This window comes from Runella salmonicolor (genome assembly GCF_024158025.1).
GTDB lineage: Bacteria > Bacteroidota > Bacteroidia > Cytophagales > Spirosomataceae > Runella > Runella salmonicolor.
Map to the genome: position 1 here is coordinate 105,340 of NZ_JAMZEL010000012.1, position 15,402 is coordinate 120,741.

The 15,402-nt window shown below is 46.7% G+C and carries 17 protein-coding genes; 6 read left to right on the plus strand and 11 right to left on the minus strand.

The window, feature by feature from the left end; genetic code table 11:
* Positions 1-2 precede the first annotated feature (2 nt).
* Together NCI00_RS23060 and NCI00_RS23065 are read right to left on the minus strand one after the other, a co-directional pair.
* Complete coding sequence (locus NCI00_RS23060; protein WP_253531721.1) at positions 3-1,481, minus strand: aminotransferase-like domain-containing protein; 1,479 nt, start codon at positions 1,479-1,481, stop codon at positions 3-5.
* 9 nt (positions 1,482-1,490) lie between these two features.
* Positions 1,491-2,924 carry an amidohydrolase gene (locus tag NCI00_RS23065; protein ID WP_253531723.1) on the minus strand — a complete coding sequence of 478 codons (1,434 nt, stop codon included), beginning with the start codon at positions 2,922-2,924 and terminating at the stop codon, positions 1,491-1,493.
* Positions 2,925-3,039: 115 nt separating this feature from the next.
* Between NCI00_RS23065 and NCI00_RS23070 the strand changes: the two genes are divergently transcribed.
* From NCI00_RS23070 to NCI00_RS23080, 3 genes are read left to right on the plus strand one after another with little or no spacing between them, the layout of a single operon-like run.
* Positions 3,040-3,675 (plus strand): pyridoxamine 5'-phosphate oxidase family protein, encoded by a 636-nt coding sequence (locus NCI00_RS23070; RefSeq protein WP_253531725.1) that lies wholly within the window; start codon positions 3,040-3,042, stop codon positions 3,673-3,675.
* Positions 3,676-3,699: 24 nt separating this feature from the next.
* Positions 3,700-4,227: a DinB family protein gene (locus NCI00_RS23075; protein ID WP_253531727.1), complete on the plus strand. Its 528-nt coding sequence runs from the start codon at positions 3,700-3,702 to the stop codon at positions 4,225-4,227.
* A gap of 29 nt (positions 4,228-4,256) precedes the next feature.
* Entirely contained in the window at positions 4,257-4,580 is a 324-nt protein-coding gene (locus NCI00_RS23080; protein WP_253531729.1) for a cupin domain-containing protein, read from the plus strand.
* A 268-nt stretch (positions 4,581-4,848) separates the two neighbouring features.
* Here the strand turns inward: NCI00_RS23080 and NCI00_RS23085 are convergent, their stop codons facing one another.
* The 3 genes from NCI00_RS23085 to NCI00_RS23095 all read right to left on the minus strand — a co-directional run bounded on the left by NCI00_RS23085 (position 4,849) and on the right by NCI00_RS23095 (position 7,934).
* Positions 4,849-5,499 carry a YggS family pyridoxal phosphate-dependent enzyme gene (locus NCI00_RS23085; RefSeq protein ID WP_253531731.1) on the minus strand — a complete coding sequence of 217 codons (651 nt, stop codon included), beginning with the start codon at positions 5,497-5,499 and terminating at the stop codon, positions 4,849-4,851.
* A 143-nt stretch (positions 5,500-5,642) separates the two neighbouring features.
* A complete protein-coding gene (locus tag NCI00_RS23090) occupies positions 5,643-7,022 on the minus strand; it encodes a sulfatase (protein WP_253531733.1) in 1,380 nt (459 codons plus the stop codon).
* Between the two features lie 399 nt (positions 7,023-7,421).
* A complete protein-coding gene (locus NCI00_RS23095; protein WP_253531736.1) occupies positions 7,422-7,934 on the minus strand; it encodes an NUDIX domain-containing protein in 513 nt (170 codons plus the stop codon).
* A 252-nt stretch (positions 7,935-8,186) separates the two neighbouring features.
* Here NCI00_RS23095 and NCI00_RS23100 point away from each other — a divergent pair, with 252 nt between their 5' ends.
* On the plus strand, positions 8,187-8,978 hold the full coding sequence (locus NCI00_RS23100; protein WP_253531738.1) for a hypothetical protein: 792 nt from the start codon (positions 8,187-8,189) through the stop codon (positions 8,976-8,978).
* Positions 8,979-9,024: 46 nt separating this feature from the next.
* Here NCI00_RS23100 and NCI00_RS23105 read toward each other — a convergent pair whose 3' ends face one another.
* The 5 genes from NCI00_RS23105 to ligA all read right to left on the minus strand — a co-directional run bounded on the left by NCI00_RS23105 (position 9,025) and on the right by ligA (position 12,810).
* Positions 9,025-9,363 (minus strand): nucleotide pyrophosphohydrolase, encoded by a 339-nt coding sequence (locus tag NCI00_RS23105; RefSeq protein ID WP_253531836.1) that lies wholly within the window; start codon positions 9,361-9,363, stop codon positions 9,025-9,027.
* Between the two features lie 104 nt (positions 9,364-9,467).
* On the minus strand, positions 9,468-10,001 hold the full coding sequence (gene pyrR, locus NCI00_RS23110; protein WP_114460445.1) for a bifunctional pyr operon transcriptional regulator/uracil phosphoribosyltransferase PyrR: 534 nt from the start codon (positions 9,999-10,001) through the stop codon (positions 9,468-9,470).
* Positions 10,002-10,021: 20 nt separating this feature from the next.
* Complete coding sequence (locus tag NCI00_RS23115) at positions 10,022-10,435, minus strand: PIN domain-containing protein (RefSeq protein WP_253531739.1); 414 nt, start codon at positions 10,433-10,435, stop codon at positions 10,022-10,024.
* Positions 10,428-10,643: a hypothetical protein gene (locus NCI00_RS23120; RefSeq protein ID WP_253531740.1), complete on the minus strand. Its 216-nt coding sequence runs from the start codon at positions 10,641-10,643 to the stop codon at positions 10,428-10,430. Before NCI00_RS23120 ends, NCI00_RS23115 begins: the two co-directional genes overlap by 8 nt.
* A gap of 67 nt (positions 10,644-10,710) precedes the next feature.
* Positions 10,711-12,810, minus strand: coding sequence for an NAD-dependent DNA ligase LigA (gene ligA / locus NCI00_RS23125; RefSeq protein ID WP_253531741.1), 2,100 nt, complete (start codon positions 12,808-12,810; stop codon positions 10,711-10,713).
* 113 nt (positions 12,811-12,923) lie between these two features.
* On the opposite strand from ligA, the gene NCI00_RS23130 reads away from it, so the two are divergent.
* Positions 12,924-13,832: an MBL fold metallo-hydrolase gene (locus NCI00_RS23130; protein ID WP_253531742.1), complete on the plus strand. Its 909-nt coding sequence runs from the start codon at positions 12,924-12,926 to the stop codon at positions 13,830-13,832.
* A gap of 50 nt (positions 13,833-13,882) precedes the next feature.
* Positions 13,883-14,182, plus strand: a complete 300-nt coding sequence (locus NCI00_RS23135; RefSeq protein WP_253531743.1) for a HigA family addiction module antitoxin — start codon at positions 13,883-13,885, stop codon at positions 14,180-14,182.
* Positions 14,183-14,193: 11 nt separating this feature from the next.
* On the opposite strand, the gene NCI00_RS23140 is transcribed toward NCI00_RS23135, so the two are convergent.
* On the minus strand, positions 14,194-15,402 hold the full coding sequence (locus tag NCI00_RS23140) for an ABC transporter permease (protein ID WP_253531744.1): 1,209 nt from the start codon (positions 15,400-15,402) through the stop codon (positions 14,194-14,196).

A 15,402-nucleotide genomic window follows, 5' to 3' on the forward strand; every position in this document is an offset into this window, starting at 1 on the left:
TTTTATGCCCCCTTCAAAATTATATTTCTCAAAATATTCACACACTTTTCAAGTTCTTCTACCGTCGACGATGCAAAACCCAAACGGGTGGAATTCAGTACATTACCAGGCGAATTATGGTGTTTTCCGTTTGAAAAAACCAGTTCTTTTTTGAAGGCTTTTTCGGACAAAAGTTCCAAATTAATTTCTTTACTAAACCTACTCCATACGGCCATACCGCCGTCAGGAACCTGAAAATCAAGGTAATCGCCCAGCTGTGTTTTCAGTAATTCGCAAAATACATCGCGCCGCTCGCGGTATTCGCGCAATGACTTACGCAGGTGCCGCTGAATAACGCCGTTTTGGAGCAATTCGGCAAAGCTGTTTTCCAAAATCAAATCCCCCTGCCGGTCAATAATGCGCCGCAATTGGGCCAAATGATTGATAACATTTTCGGGTCCAACCAAATAGCCCACCCGAAACGCGGGCGAAATAGCCTTGGTAAATGAGCCGCAGTACAGCACCGTACCCGCAGGGTCGGCACTCGCCAATGGCAAAAGCGGTTTGCTCAAATAATGAAAGTCGTAGTCATAATCATCTTCAAAAACGATAAAACCGTATTCTTCGGCCAAGCGCAAGAGTTTCAGGCGGCGGTCGGCCCGCAAGGCAACGGTCGTAGGATAATGATGATGAGATGTAAGATACACCAAACGAACGGGCCGTTTTTGACAATGTTGCTCCAACTCTTCCACCACCAATCCGTGCTCATCAATGGGAAGTTGGAGCAGATTTGCCCCCGCCTGCAAAAAATTCATGTTGGCCCCCGACCAGCTCAGTGCTCCTACCGCCACATTATCCCCTTTTTTTACTAAACCTGTGGCCACCAGATACAGCCCCATCATCGTGCCGCGCGTAATCAACACATTCTCTTCGGTGATTTTCAAACCCCTGGTTTCGTTCAGATACAGAGCAAGCTCCCGCCGCAGCCACACCGAGCCTTTGGTATCTCCATACCCTAGCCGCACGTACTGATTCCCCTGTAAAAGATTGCTACGATACGCCCTCGTTAGCTCGTTTAGCGGGGCCAACCGAGGGTCAGGGAAGCCGTCGTCTAAATGAAGCTCCTGCCCTGAAACCAACACGGGGCGCCATAAATGCGGCAATGTTTCGAAAGAAAACCCCGCTGTTTTGGTGGGGTTTCTGCGCTCTTGTTGCCCATCAACCAGTTGTTGCGGTTTTATTTCGGGCAAATTCTCCACGACATAAGTGCCGCTGCCAGTTCTACTTTCGAGCCATCCTTGCGCCAACAATTCGTCGTAGGCCTGCACCACAGTTTTACGATGAATGCCCAAAAACTGCGCCAATTGGCGTGTCCCGAGGAGTTTTTGCCCCGCCCGCAACTCTCCCCCGCGAACCAAATTCATCAGCTGGTTCGCCAGTTGGAGATACGCGGGCAGTTTTGACGTTTTGTCAATGGCCAAAAGGGTTTGATAAGCAATCATTTTGGCTTTTTAATCACGATAATTCAACGCTGGTTTGCGGTCGCCGAGCAATGCTTTATAGCTAAAATCAGCTCCCCGCCGTTTTTCAAATTCGGCTTTGGCATCGGCAATGGTTTTTTCGTTTTGGAACAAATCAATGGCTGTCGTGGCCAAGGTTTTGGCGGCTACTATCATGCCTTTCCGCCCGATGCTCATTCCGCCAGCAGCTACCGCCTGCCAGCTGTGCGCGGGGGTGCCCGGCACCCAAGTGGCGGTGCGCAGACCCACCGTTGGCACGTTCCAGCTTACGTCACCCACGTCGGTAGATGCGCTCGTAAGTCCCTCATTTTCTAGGGATTCTATTCTTTCAGCCGAGGATATCTCCCGAATCCCCATGCCTTGTGTGGGGAGGATTTGTTCGGCAAATTTCATTTCTTCGGGGGTGTATTTTAGCCCACCGATGGCTTTGAGGTTGTTGTGCATGGTTTGGGCCAACACATCGTTGGGCAACAGTTCGTATACTCCGCCAATGACCTCCTCCTCTACGGTAGTACCAGTGGCCAACGCCGCTCCCTGCGCCGCTTTTTGGAGGCGTTCCCAAATAGAGGCCACGTACTGACGACTTGGATGCCTTACATAATAATACACTTCGGCAAAATCAGGAACGACGTTGGGCGCTTTACCGCCGTTGGTAATGACGTAGTGAATCCTGGTAGCCGAAGGAATATGTTCGCGCATCATGTTGACCGCGTAGTTCATTACCTCTACTCCATCCAAGGCCGAGCGCCCACGATCGGGGGCTCCCGCCGCGTGGGATGAAATGCCCCTAAAACGAAACTTAGCCGATTTATTTGCCAAGGACGACGACGAGCTGGCGCTGTTGGAATCGCCTGGGTGCCAATGCAATACCACGTCCACATCTTTAAATAAACCTTCTCTCACCATGTAGGCTTTTCCCGAGCCTCCTTCTTCGGCGGGTGTTCCATAAAAGCGAATCGTACCTTTGTGCCCTGATTGAACGAGCCAATTCTTGACGGCAATCGCCGACGCCATCGAACCCACGCCAAACAAATGGTGCCCGCAAGCATGACCTGCAATACCGCCAATGGCTTTTTTGACAGGGATGGAGTCTTGCGAAAGGCCCGGCAAGGCGTCAAATTCTCCCAAAATTCCGATGACGGGTTTTCCTTCGCCAAAGGTCGCCACAAACGCCGTAGGAATATCGGCCACGCCAGCCTGCACTTTAAAGCCTTCTTTCTGAAGTTGTTGCTGAAGCAATGCGGAGCTTTTTACTTCCTGATACCCGACCTCGGCGTAGTTCCAAATCTGCTTGGCCATCGCACCATACATTTTTTCTTTTTGGTTGATTTCTTTGATGGCGTTTTCGTGGGCTTTATTGGGCGGCGTTTGAGCTAACACACTCCCCATGAGCGGAAATAAGACAAATGCAAAATACTTTCTCATCGTCGGTTTTTAGTTTTAGGTAAAAAAAGTGGACTACTTAATTTGTCAAAAGTGGATACGTATAGCAATCCAGTAAAGGTATAATTTTGTCAAAAAAAAGCCAAATACTCAACCCATGCAGCCCACTCCCCGTACCATCCCTAGTCGCTCCGCCAAACGCGCGCATTATGACGAAGAAACCGTTTATTCCATTCTGGACGAAGCGCTTTTTTGCACCGTCAGTTGTGTCATCAATGGCCAACCGTTTTCCATTCCGACGGCCTTTGCCCGCTACGAAAACGTGCTTTATCTGCACGGCTCGGTGGGCAGTCATTTCATTCGTGAAATCGAAAAAGGCATTCCAGTGTGCATTACGGTGATGCTGACCGATGCGCTCGTGGTGGCAAAATCGGCCTTTAGCCACTCCGTTAATTATCGTTCGGTTATCCTGTTTTCTAACGCTGAAAAAATTGAAGAATACGATAAAAAAGTAGAAGTTTTGAAATGGATTACCGAAAAAATGGTTCCGAACAGTTGGGAGTATCTCCGCCCCATGACCGAAAGCGAAGTAAGAAAAACGACCGTTTTGGGTTTCAAAATTGAGGAAGCATCGGCCAAGACCCGCACTGGAATGCCCAACGACGAAAAAGAGGATTTGGACTTACAGATTTGGTCGGGCTTGATTCCGTTGCGGAGCGGTCGAGGGATTCCCATTGCCGATGATTTCAGTAAAAATGTACCTTTGCCTGAGCATCTGAGTCATTTATCCTAAATGTTACAAACAGAAATAATCAATATGAAACGTTCTGATATTCAGCACATGCCCCAATTTTTTGACCGTTATATCCTCCTCGCCGACGACATCGACGTGGTGGAAGGACTCAAACAAACGGCCAATCTATACCATGATGAGGGCATCCGGCAGGCCATGCTTCAACTAGGCGACCAAGTGTACGCTCCAGGCAAGTGGACAGCCAAAGATATTCTACAACATCTCATTGACAACGAGCGCATTATGTCGTACCGGGCCATGCGCTTTGCCCGCAACGATAAAACTGCGCTTCCCGGTTACGACGAAGAGTTGTTTGGGGCCAATACAACGGCCAACCAACGCAGTATCGACGATTTATTGGAGGAATTCTCGTTGGTGCGTCAATCCACGATTGCTCTTTTCAAAAGTTTCAGCCCCGAAATGCTGCACCGCGAAGGCATTAGTTTCAACCAACGCATCAGTCCGTTGGCGTTGGGATTTGTGCTGATTGGGCACCCGATTCACCACTTGAAGGTTCTGAAGGAGCGTTATTTCCCCTTGATTCAAGCGTAGATTTCAACATTATTTTAACCTATACAGCCATGTTCGCCAACAAAGTAAGCCTCGCCGATGCCAGCGAAAAGTTAAGCCAACACCACAAAGAGTTCTTGTTGTTTTTTCAAAACGGTACGTTGGAAGTAGAGTTGTATAAACCTCATCTTGTCGATAAGCAAACCCCGCACGACCGCGACGAGGTGTATATTATTGCTACCGGCGAGGCTACTTTTGAATTGGAAGGCAAAACCACCGACGTCACAACGGGCGATTTTTTATTCGTACCCGCCTACGCCGCCCACAAATTCACGACATTTAGTGAAGATTTTTCGACTTGGGTCCTGTTTTTCGGCCCCGTCCTAACCGTCTGACGGGTACAACTACTCAAAACACACCCGTCTGACGGTTTTTAAATTCTAACCGTCTGACGGGTACAACTACTCAAAACACACCCGTCTGACGGTTTTTAAATTCTAACCGTCTGACGGGTACAGCTACTCAAAACACACCCGTCTGACGGTTTTTAAATTCCAACCGTCTGACGGGTACAACTACTCAAAACACACCCGTCTGACGGTTTTTAAATTCCAACCGTCTGACGGGTACAACTACTCAAAATACACCCGTCTGACGGTTATGTTATCTTGAGCCAAAAATAGCGCTGCCTACGCGCACCAGCGTGCTGCCTTCTTGTACGGCGAGGAGATAATCTCCGCTCATGCCCATCGACAATTCTGTCATTGAAGCATGAGACGCCCGGAGGCTGTCAAAAAACTGCTTCAATCCCCTGAACTCATGGCGAACTTGGTCTTCGTTTTCGGTATTAGAAGCCATCCCCATAAGTCCTACAATACGCACATTTTTCAAAGCCTTAAATTCATCCGACGCCAGCAATTCGTTGGCTTCGTCTTCCGAAAGGCCAAATTTGGTTTCTTCTTGGGCGATAAAAATCTGAAGCAAGCAATCAATGATGCGGTTGTTTTTTGCCGCCTGTTTATTGATTTCCTGTAACAACTTAAAGCTATCGACCGAATGAATCAGGGCCACAAACGGCGCAATGTACTTCACTTTATTGGTTTGCAAGTGCCCAATCAAATGCCACTCAATGTCTTTGGGCATTTGTTCGTATTTGGTCACCATTTCCTGCACTTTGTTTTCTCCGTACCGCTTAAAGCCCGCCTCGTAGGCTTCCATGAGCATTTCAACGGGCTTGGTTTTGGTGACGGCAATCAGGCGGGCATTGGGGGCAATCTCCGCCTTTATTCGTTGTATATTCTCGGCAATTGACATAACTCATTGAATCATTTCCCGTAAAATTACCTCTTTCAGGCGCTGAAAAAAAGTGATTTATCGAAAAAGCAAAGGTTTTGACGAGTTACGGCAACGCTTCTCAACCCGATTCCAAACATAACAACGAATAACAGAAAAACAGCTCATTTTTTTATGGGCATGTTGGCATCAATCTTCGTCAGCCATTCGGTCAACTTTTGGTGTAACTCCTTGGCTTTATCAGGGTTTGCTTTACTGACATCGGTGGTTTCGGATTCATCATTTCTGAGGTTAAACAGCGCCGTTTCGTTGGTTTCGTAGCTTTTTACCAACTTCCAATCTCCTAGCCGCACCGCCCCCGATGGTCGACTAAGTTGATTGCTGAAATGCGGATAATGCCAAAAAATTAATCCCCGGTCAAACGCGGCGTTGGGGTTTTTGAGCAGGGCATAAAAACTTTTGGCGTCAGGAGATACGTTGGGCTCTTGCCCGAGCATTTCCAGCAGCGTGGGCGTATAATCCGTATTGATAAAATACCGGTCACACGTCTGCGACGCAGGCAGGGTGCCTTTCCACGAAATAAGGGTAGGAACTCGAATACCCCCTTCGTAGGTAAATCCTTTCCATTTACGCAGGTTACCCGCCGTAGTAGGAATGGGCCCCAGCTCAGGAATTCCCACGCCGCCGTTGTCGGAAGTAAAAATAATGAGGGTATTTTCGGCCAAGCCTTGCGCCTCCAGCACCTTCATAATTTCGCCGACGCCATCGTCCATGCTTTCAATCATCGCGGCGTAATAGGGGTTATACTTCCCTTGAAATTTCTCGTATTTCTTGAGGTATTTGCTCACTTTATCGCCCCGGGGAATCAGAAATACGTGCGGTGCCGAATAGCAGAGGTAAAGGAAAAAAGGCTGGTTTTTATCCGATTTTTTGACAAAATCAAGGGCGTAATTAGTAAGTTTATCGGTTAAGTAAGTGGTTCCTTTGTCTTCAAACGTTTTTTGGAAACTATCTTCATAAATACCGTAATTGTAGTAATCCAGTCCATTTTTACCAATCATTCGGGAATAATCAAACCCCTGCCCCCAGGGAGCCAACGAATCGCCACCGCCTAGGTGCCATTTTCCCACAAAGCCAGTACGATAACCTTGGGTTTTGAGCCGCTCGGCCAAGGTTATCTCTGATGCCCCAAGGTACTTTGTCCATTTGGCAGGCAACAGCGGCGACAATGAATCGGTACGCTCGCCCACCAAAAAATTGGTCAGTTTGAGTCGAGCAGGATGCTTGCCCGTCATGATAGCGGCCCGCGAAGGAGAGCATACTGGACAAGCCGAATAACTTTGGGTGAATTTTATACCGCCTTTGGCAATTCGGTCAATATTGGGAGTTTCGTTGAATGGATTGCCGTAGCACCCCAAATCTGCCTGTGCCAAATCGTCGGCCAAAATGAAGATGATGTTGGGCCGCTTGGTTTGGGCCACACTTTGTTGACTCAACAAAAAACCCACGGTAGCCACAACCAAGAAAATCGTTGATTTATTCATTTTACGTACCCCAAGAAAGGTTTATACTATTCATTACCTTTTTAAAAGGCTCTTCTGTCCTTTTTATCGTGGGTTATTTTCCATTATTTATGATGGCGTCCTCAGAATTTTTCATTTCGACCACCAAGATTGTTCAGCCCAAGTCTGTGACACCTGAGTGAGTACGTTTTTGTCTTTACAAGGTTTAGCCTATAGCCCTGATACTCAACAAATGGTTAGCTTAGAGCAGGAAGTCGAGTTGCTGCGAAGGCCACTGAAACAAACTAAAATGGAGCGGGCCGCGGCGCGGAATCCAAAAAAAGCTGGATAGCGTATGTTTTCGTGTATTTAGATAAAGCTAAAATTCTGTTATCAGTGCATTAAAGCCCTCCTCGTATGGGAGAATTTAGGCGGGGTTAATTAATTTTTGTTTTCGCCATTTTCTGTTTTTCTCTTTGCCAGCCATTCCTTCACGGCTACGCCCGTACCAAACGGCCAAGGGCGTAGCTTATGAATTGGCACCACTTTATAAGCTTGTAGCTCTTTTTCATCCATCCGAATCTCACCCGTTGCGCGTACATGATAAGCGATGATAAGCTCATTGCGTTTAAAAAAAGGATACACGCCCACCTGCTCCACCATTTCGGCCTCCAGCCCTATTTCCTCTTTTACTTCGCGCAACACTGCTTCTTCCGGCGACTCTCCCTTTTCCAAAAAACCGCTCACAATCCCGAACCATTCGGCAGGCCAACCTTTGTTCTGAATCAAAATGACGGTATCATTGTCGTACTCTACAATGGCCCCCACCACAGGGAGTGGGTTATCCCAATAAACATAGCCGCAGCGCTCTGAGCAAACCAAACGCTCTCGCTGATTTAATTGGACGGCTTCAAGGGTATTTCCGCACTTAGGACAAAATTGAAAGGATGACATGATTTAGGTTGTTAAAAATGGCTGTTGCTTGATAAAAAAAGGGATTTTAGAAATCAGGCACTTTTTTTGCTACAATGTATTAAGTTCGTTGTTCGAACGGTATTTTTTGAAATTAAATTGTTTTTGATTCAAAAAAATACCCAAACTGCGTATACAATTAAGTTGGCATTTTTTTTGCCGCATTTTTTTGTCACGCTCCAACTTCGTTATTATTGAATTGATATGTTTAATAAATCTACTATTTATTGGGGAATGCTTCTTTTGTTAATGGGTTTGGGTACCTTCAAAGGCTGCCGTCCCAAAGGAAATGAAGTGCCCCCTACCCCTGCCGTCGATTCAACCGCCATTTCCTCCTGTATTTTACTTGCTGAACGTATCAATAACGTTTTGTACCGGGCCTATGAATATGATTCAACTCGCAAACTTATCCGAATGCTAGAATATTCAACGGGTGGGCCCCATCAAGTCACAAAACGGTATACATTTGAATATAACAAAGACAACCTGTTGATTCGCCTGCGGGAAACCAACCTGCAAACCCGCGACAGAAGTTATATTTATGAGCTAAACTACGACAATTCAACTACACTAACCAGTATTTATTCCTTCAGGGTTTTCAACTCGGGGCCCGTGATTGATGACACGCTAAAATTTGTATATAACAATGATAATCAGCGAGTTTCAGAAATGAAATCCAATACGGGAGTCACTTCAAAATGGGAATATGACACCGCGACCAATGTCAAAAAATGGGTATTGAAGTATGCCAATCGAACCACCGATAGCTTAGTGGCCGAATACGGCAACTATGATGACAAGGTGAATATTTATACTTTCTCGCCAGCGATGCAAGTGCTCAACATGCTCAACGGACGCGCCCACAGCAAACGTAATCCATTGAATTATTACCTATTGAGGCAACGTGTAGATGTTGTCTATGAATACAACACAAAGCGTGTCCCTATCCGCCAGATAATCAGGGTTAAATCCAATGACAACCTCTTAAGAGAGACAGTCTATTCGTACGCTCTTGACTGTAAGTAATCAGAAGCATGAAGTCAGAAATAGGATGTCAGCATCCCCAAATTTGTCATTCGTCATTAGATTTCAGTTTTTCATTTTCGAGGTGCCGAGTGGCATCGCGTTTTGTCTTTTTTTCCAAATTTTTCTGAAACGCCTCGGTTAAATCTACGCCCGTTTGATTGGCAAGGCACATCAGCACCCACAGCACATCGGCCATTTCGTCGGCTAAATTTTTATCTAAATCTGACTTTTTGAACGATTGGTCGCCGTACGTGCGCGCCATAATGCGTGCCATTTCTCCTACTTCTTCGGTCAAAATGGCCAAGTTTGTCAATTCACTAAAATAGCGTACGCCGTAGGTTTTTATCCAGTTATCTACTTCCTGTTGGGCTTGTTCGATGGTCAATTTTGTCATGCTGTAAGCATCTAAAGCGGATGAATAGGATGTTTTTTTACAAACATTATTGTGGTACTTATAAATATTTGGCGGCAAAAACGCCACCAAAAGGCTTAATCTACCAACCAAATGCGGTCGGCTTCGTGGCCTTGTTCGCGCCATTCTACCTGCACGCGTTGGGTGTCCAATGTATTGACTTTCATGCCCGTATAATCAGGCTCGACGGGAATTTCTCGGCTGTATTGACGGTCAATCAACACCAGCAGCTCCACCTTGCGCGGACGCCCAAACGCTTGCATTGCATCCAGCGCGGCACGGACCATGCGCCCCGTAGCCAGCACGTCATCAATCAAAATGACTTTTTTTCCTTCAATCACAAAATTGACTTTGGTGGCGTTGGGCTTCAACTGCTCGCGGCGGCGAAAATCATCGCGGTAGAAAGTAGCATCCAAATACCCCAACGGAATATTTTTGCCCGTAATGTTACGCAGTTCGGTGACGACCCGCTCGGCAAAGAAAATTCCGCGCGGCTGCAAGCCCAACACCGCCGAATCGGCAAAATCTCCGTGGTTTTCGATGAGCTGTTGACACAAACGACTGACCATGATTTCAAACAGTGGGCTGCTTAATATAAGACGTTGATTCATTACAGTGTATAGTAAAACTTTTATAGCTCAAAAAAATGATTAAATCCTCTTTGCGTTAATCCATCTCGAATAGGTTGATCATACGTCCACAGCACACAATTAAGTTGAATCGCCAAGGCTACAAACGGCACATCTTTTTCGTCAATATCTTTGCAAAGTCGGTAGGCTTCCATATAATTTCCAATAGAAATGATATCTTCATTGACGAACGTAATACGTTGAAAAAGAAGATTCAAATACTCATAAAACTCTTCATCAAATTGGGCATTGTTTTTGAGAAGTTTTTCCTTGTGTCTAAAAATCTCAGTAAGTAGAAACTTAGGCGCGTAAAAATGATAAGTCCCTTGATTAAGTACTCCCCTAATTGAGGAATGTTTTAATCGAAGGGCTTTAAATACAACGTTGGTATCAATCACAACGGGGATTCTATTCATTGATGAAACGTTGCTTATTTTTGTTCCACCAATCGCTTTTAATCTCCTCCCCCAATTGCTCAATACCTTCGTCAAAGTTGAGTTTATGGGCCAACTCTTCCATTCGAAGCCTCTCAATTAGCCCCATCAACCATTCTTTATCAAAGGAGGATTTATCAAGCGAAATAAGGTATTTATCTTCGAGAGTATCTAGATGTATGCTCGTCATAGCCTAATTATTTTTACAAATATACTGAATTATGCACATGAGACAGGGCGAAGTGTGAAACTCTCCGTCAGTCCAACATCCCCAAAAACTCCTCTTCCGAAATCATTTTTACGTTCAATTTCGTAGCTTTATCAACTTTGGATGCGCCTGGTTTTTCGCCCACAATCAGAAAATTGAGTTTGGCCGATACGCCACTGAGCAATTTACCCCCGTTGGCTTCAATTTTGGCTTCCAGTTGTTCGCGGGTCATGCCCGCAAAAGTGCCTGTGTACAAAAAGCTTTTACCATCCAAGGCGTTAGATTCGGACACTACGGGTACATCGTCTGTTTCAAATTGCAGGCCCGCCGCCCTTAAACGACTGATATAATTGCGGTTAGACTCCTCCGCAAAATAATCTACGATGCTTTGGGCAATTTTTCCACCGATTTCGGGCACGTTACACAGGGCTTCAAAATCTGCCGCCATCAGCGCGTCAATGTTGCGAAAATAGGCTGCCAGTTTTTCGGCCACCGTTGCACCCACAAACCGAATCCCGATGCCAAAAAGCACCTGTTTGAAAGGCGCTTGCTTTGACTGCTCAATGCCTTTTAGGATATTTTCGACCGTTTTTTCTTTGAATCCAATTTTCTTGGTTTTACCCGTTTCTTCGTCCGTGATGACCTTCTCCAAGCCGAAGAGTTTTTCGTAGGTCAAATCATACAAATCGGCGGGAGTTTGCACAAGGTTTTTGTCAAACAACAATTCGATTTTTCCTTCACCCAAGCTATCGATGTTGAGGGCTTTGCGGTGAATAAAATGCTCTACTTTTCCGCGCAACTGCGGCGGACAACCACGCTCGTTGGGACAGTAATGGTTGGCTTCGGTTTCTTTTCGCACCAATTCGGTACCACATTCGGGGCAGTGCGCGGGGTAAATGATGGGAGACAACAGGCGGTTTGAGCGGGCGGCTACATCCACTCCCGTGATTTTGGGGATGATTTCACCGCCTTTTTCCACAAAAACCACGTCGTTGAGCATCAAACCCAAGCGCTCAATTTCGTTGGCATTGTGCAGCGAAGCGCGTTTTACCCGCGTTCCCGACAGTTGTAGACCTTTTCCGTCTTCGTTGAGATTGTCCAAGTTGGCTACGGGCGTGAGCGCGCCCGTACGACCCACCTGGTACGAAACTGATTTCAACACGCCTGCTTTATTTTCGGCTTTGTATTTGAAGGAAATAGCCCAACGCGGGCTTTTGGCCGTAAAACCCAACTCCCGCTGCTGCGCCATCGAATTTACTTTAATCACAATCCCGTCCGTCGCCAATGGCAATGTGTGTCGCTTGGTTTCCCATTCGTGAATGTAGGCCAGTACTTCATCAATATCGGCGCATTTTCGCCAGCCCGGCGACACGTTGAAGCCCCACGTTTTAAGCGTCAATAGGCTTTCTTCGTGGGTTTCAAACACTTCTTCGTCGGATAAAAAAGCGTACAAATAACAATCCAATCCCCGACGCGCCGACTCCGCCGAATCCTGCAATTTAAACGCCCCCGATGCCGCATTGCGCGGGTTGGCGTAGGTAGGTTCGTCGGCCGCCTCTAAGTCTTTGTTGAGTTTCTCAAACGACGAAATCGGCATAAAACCCTCACCACGTACTTCGAAATTTGTTGGGAAACCAAGCTTTCCCTCGCTTCTCACTCCTGAATTCTCGCTTCTGATTTTCAGGGGTAACGTTTTTATGGTCCGAACATTGCTCGTAATATCATCTCCTCTGGTACCGTCGCCGCGCGTCACGGCCCGCTTCAACACGCCGTTTTCGTAGGTCATGCTGAGCGAAATACCGTCAAATTTTAATTCACAAATGTATTCGTAGGCTTCACCGTAAAGGCCCTTCCGCACGCGCTCGTCAAAGTCTCGCAAATCCTGCTCATTGTACGTATTGCCCAACGAAAGCATCGGATAACGGTGCGTTACGGTCTCAAAATTTTTCGTAATTCCCCCTCCTACCCGCAACGAAGGAGAATCTTCACGGCGCAAATCAGGATATTGGCTTTCCAGTTCAGCCAGCTCTTTGAGGAGTATATCAAACTCATAATCACTGATTTCCGAGACACTATCTTGGTAATATCGGTGATTATAATGATTCAGCAAATCGGTAAGCTCATTGATGCGTTCGGCAGGATTTTGCATAGGACGGGTTGTAAACAGGTCTTTTGGTACTCGCGAAGTTAGGGAAGCTAATTTTTCAAACAAAGGAAGTTTTATCTAAATTCGGTCGAAAATAAATTCCTCTCCCTATCATTATGCGCTTTCTCATCATCTTTCTCTTCCTCTCCGCTCTCGTCCACGCTCAGACACCTTACGTTTTGGTATTGGGCGTTACGCAAGATGGCGGCTATCCGCAGGCAGGATGCAACACGCCCAACTGTCTGGACGCTTGGGAAGGACGCCGCCCGCCGCTGTACGTAACGAGTCTGGCGATTGTAGACCCGCTGACCAAACAGCGTTGGTTGATTGACGCTACCCCCGATTTTAAATACCAATTGCAACTGCTCAAAACCAACACCCAAAACCCCTCCAACGACTTGGCTGGAATCTTTCTGACCCACGCCCACATCGGGCATTATACGGGCTTGATGCACCTGGGGCGGGAGGCCTTGGGAGCCAAAAACGTGAAAGTCTACGCCATGCCGCTCATGCAGCGGTTTCTGGAAAACAACGGCCCGTGGAGTCAGTTGGTGAGTTTGAAAAATATTGACATTCAACCCCTGACCGACAGCACTTGGATTGTGCTGAACGAGCGCATCAGCATTCAGCCTTTCACGGTGCCGCACCGCGCCGAATATTCCGAAACGGTCGGTTTTCGAATTCGAACAAACAACAAAACGTTTGTCTACATTCCTGACATCGACAAGTGGAGTCTTTGGAAAAAAGACCTGAACGATGTAGTCAGAGCAGCCGATTATGCGTTTATTGACGCCACGTTCTTTGCCGATGGCGAAATACCGCGCCCCATGAGCGAAGTACCGCATCCGTTTGTGTCTGAAACCATGAAGTTGTTGGAAAAATTACCCAAAACTGAAAAGCAAAAAGTATACTTTACGCATTTCAATCATACGAATCCGTTGCTCAGGCCCGAAACGAAGGAGTTTATTCAAACCGCCAAAGAAGGCTACAAAGTAGCGGTGCAGGGGCAAATGATTGAATTGTAGCTACCCAATTGTATTCACAATAATGAAAAACTGATTTTACTATTATTAAAATGGAAAAACTAAAAAATATACACCCGGGAGAAGTGCTTTTAGAAGAATTTCTTATTCCTCTGGGTATTTCTGCTTATCGACTGGCCAAAGATATTGATATTCCACAGACAAGAATTTCCGAAATTGTGAAAGGAAATCGCCGAATCACCGCAGATACGGCTTTACGATTAAGTAAGTATTTTGGGAATTCAGCCAAATTTTGGCTTGGATTGCAAGATGACTTTGATATTGAGGAAGAAATTTCTGCCAAAGGAACAGTGCTTGAATCAATAAAGGCTTTCAATCAAAACGCTGCCTGATAAGGGGCCAGTTACCCCATTTCAGCGGCGCGCTTGGCGGGCAAAAACGACACGATGATAGTGACCGAAATGACCAAAAAAGCCGTAATCAAAAAGTCTTGCCACACCATTTTGACGGGGTAGGCATCCACCAACGAACTCACCATTCCCATGGAAACCAAGCCGTAGGTTTGCTGCGCCCAACACACAATTACGCCCAAAATCAACCCCACCGCTGCGCCAGAAAAAGCCACCAATCCTCCTTCAAACAGAAAGATGCGCTTGACCATGCTGCTTGTGGCGCCCATTGCAAAAAGCATTTTGATGTCGTCGCGCTTTTCGATGACGAGCATAGAAAGCGAGAAGAAGATATTGACCGCCGCCACCAACACAATCAAACCCAAAGTAACGGTCACAAACAGTTTTTCGAGACGAATGGCGCGGAGTAAATCGGCATTTTGCTCGTCGCGGGTACGAATCACAAAGGCATCTCCCAAGCTTTTTTCCAAGTCACTTTTAATCGCGTCGGCATCGACATTGGGTTGTAGTTGAACTTCAAACGACGAGCGTTGCGTGCCATAGCCGAGCAGCTCGGCCGCAAAATCCAGCGGTACAATCACGTAATCGTCAAACCGCAGTTCGAGCATATACACCCCACCCACCCGAATGATTTGCTGATTGAAGGCGTCGGGTGAGTTTAGGTTGAGCGAACGAGTATCTGAGCGCGGGTACCAAAGCTCAAGGGGTGTCAGAATATCGTTGGGATTGATACTTAACAATTGCTGCACCGTGGCCCCCACCACGGCTTTGGGCTCGCCGTCGGCCATGACTTGCACGGTTCCGTAAACCAGCGCCGTATCCAGTTGATGCCGTTGTTCGTAGGTAGAATCCACGCCCTTGAGTTTGACCACCACGCGGCGGTCGCCGTAGCGCGCCAAGGCGTTGTCTTCAATGACCTGCGTAGCAAATTTCACGCCTTTTGTTTGCTTGATTTTCGTCAAAAGTGCGGGCGTAACGTCGATGCGTTTGCCTTTGGCGGGGGTAATTTTTAGGTCTGGGTCAAAACTCCGAAACAGTTGCCGATTGAGTTCTTCCATACCGTTGAAGACCGACAACACAATCACAAGCGCCATCGTACCCACGCCCACGCCCAACATCGAAATATTGGAAATGAGGCTGATAAAGCTTTTTTTCTTCTTGGAACTGAAGTAACGACGGGCAATAAAAAAGGGGAAATTCAT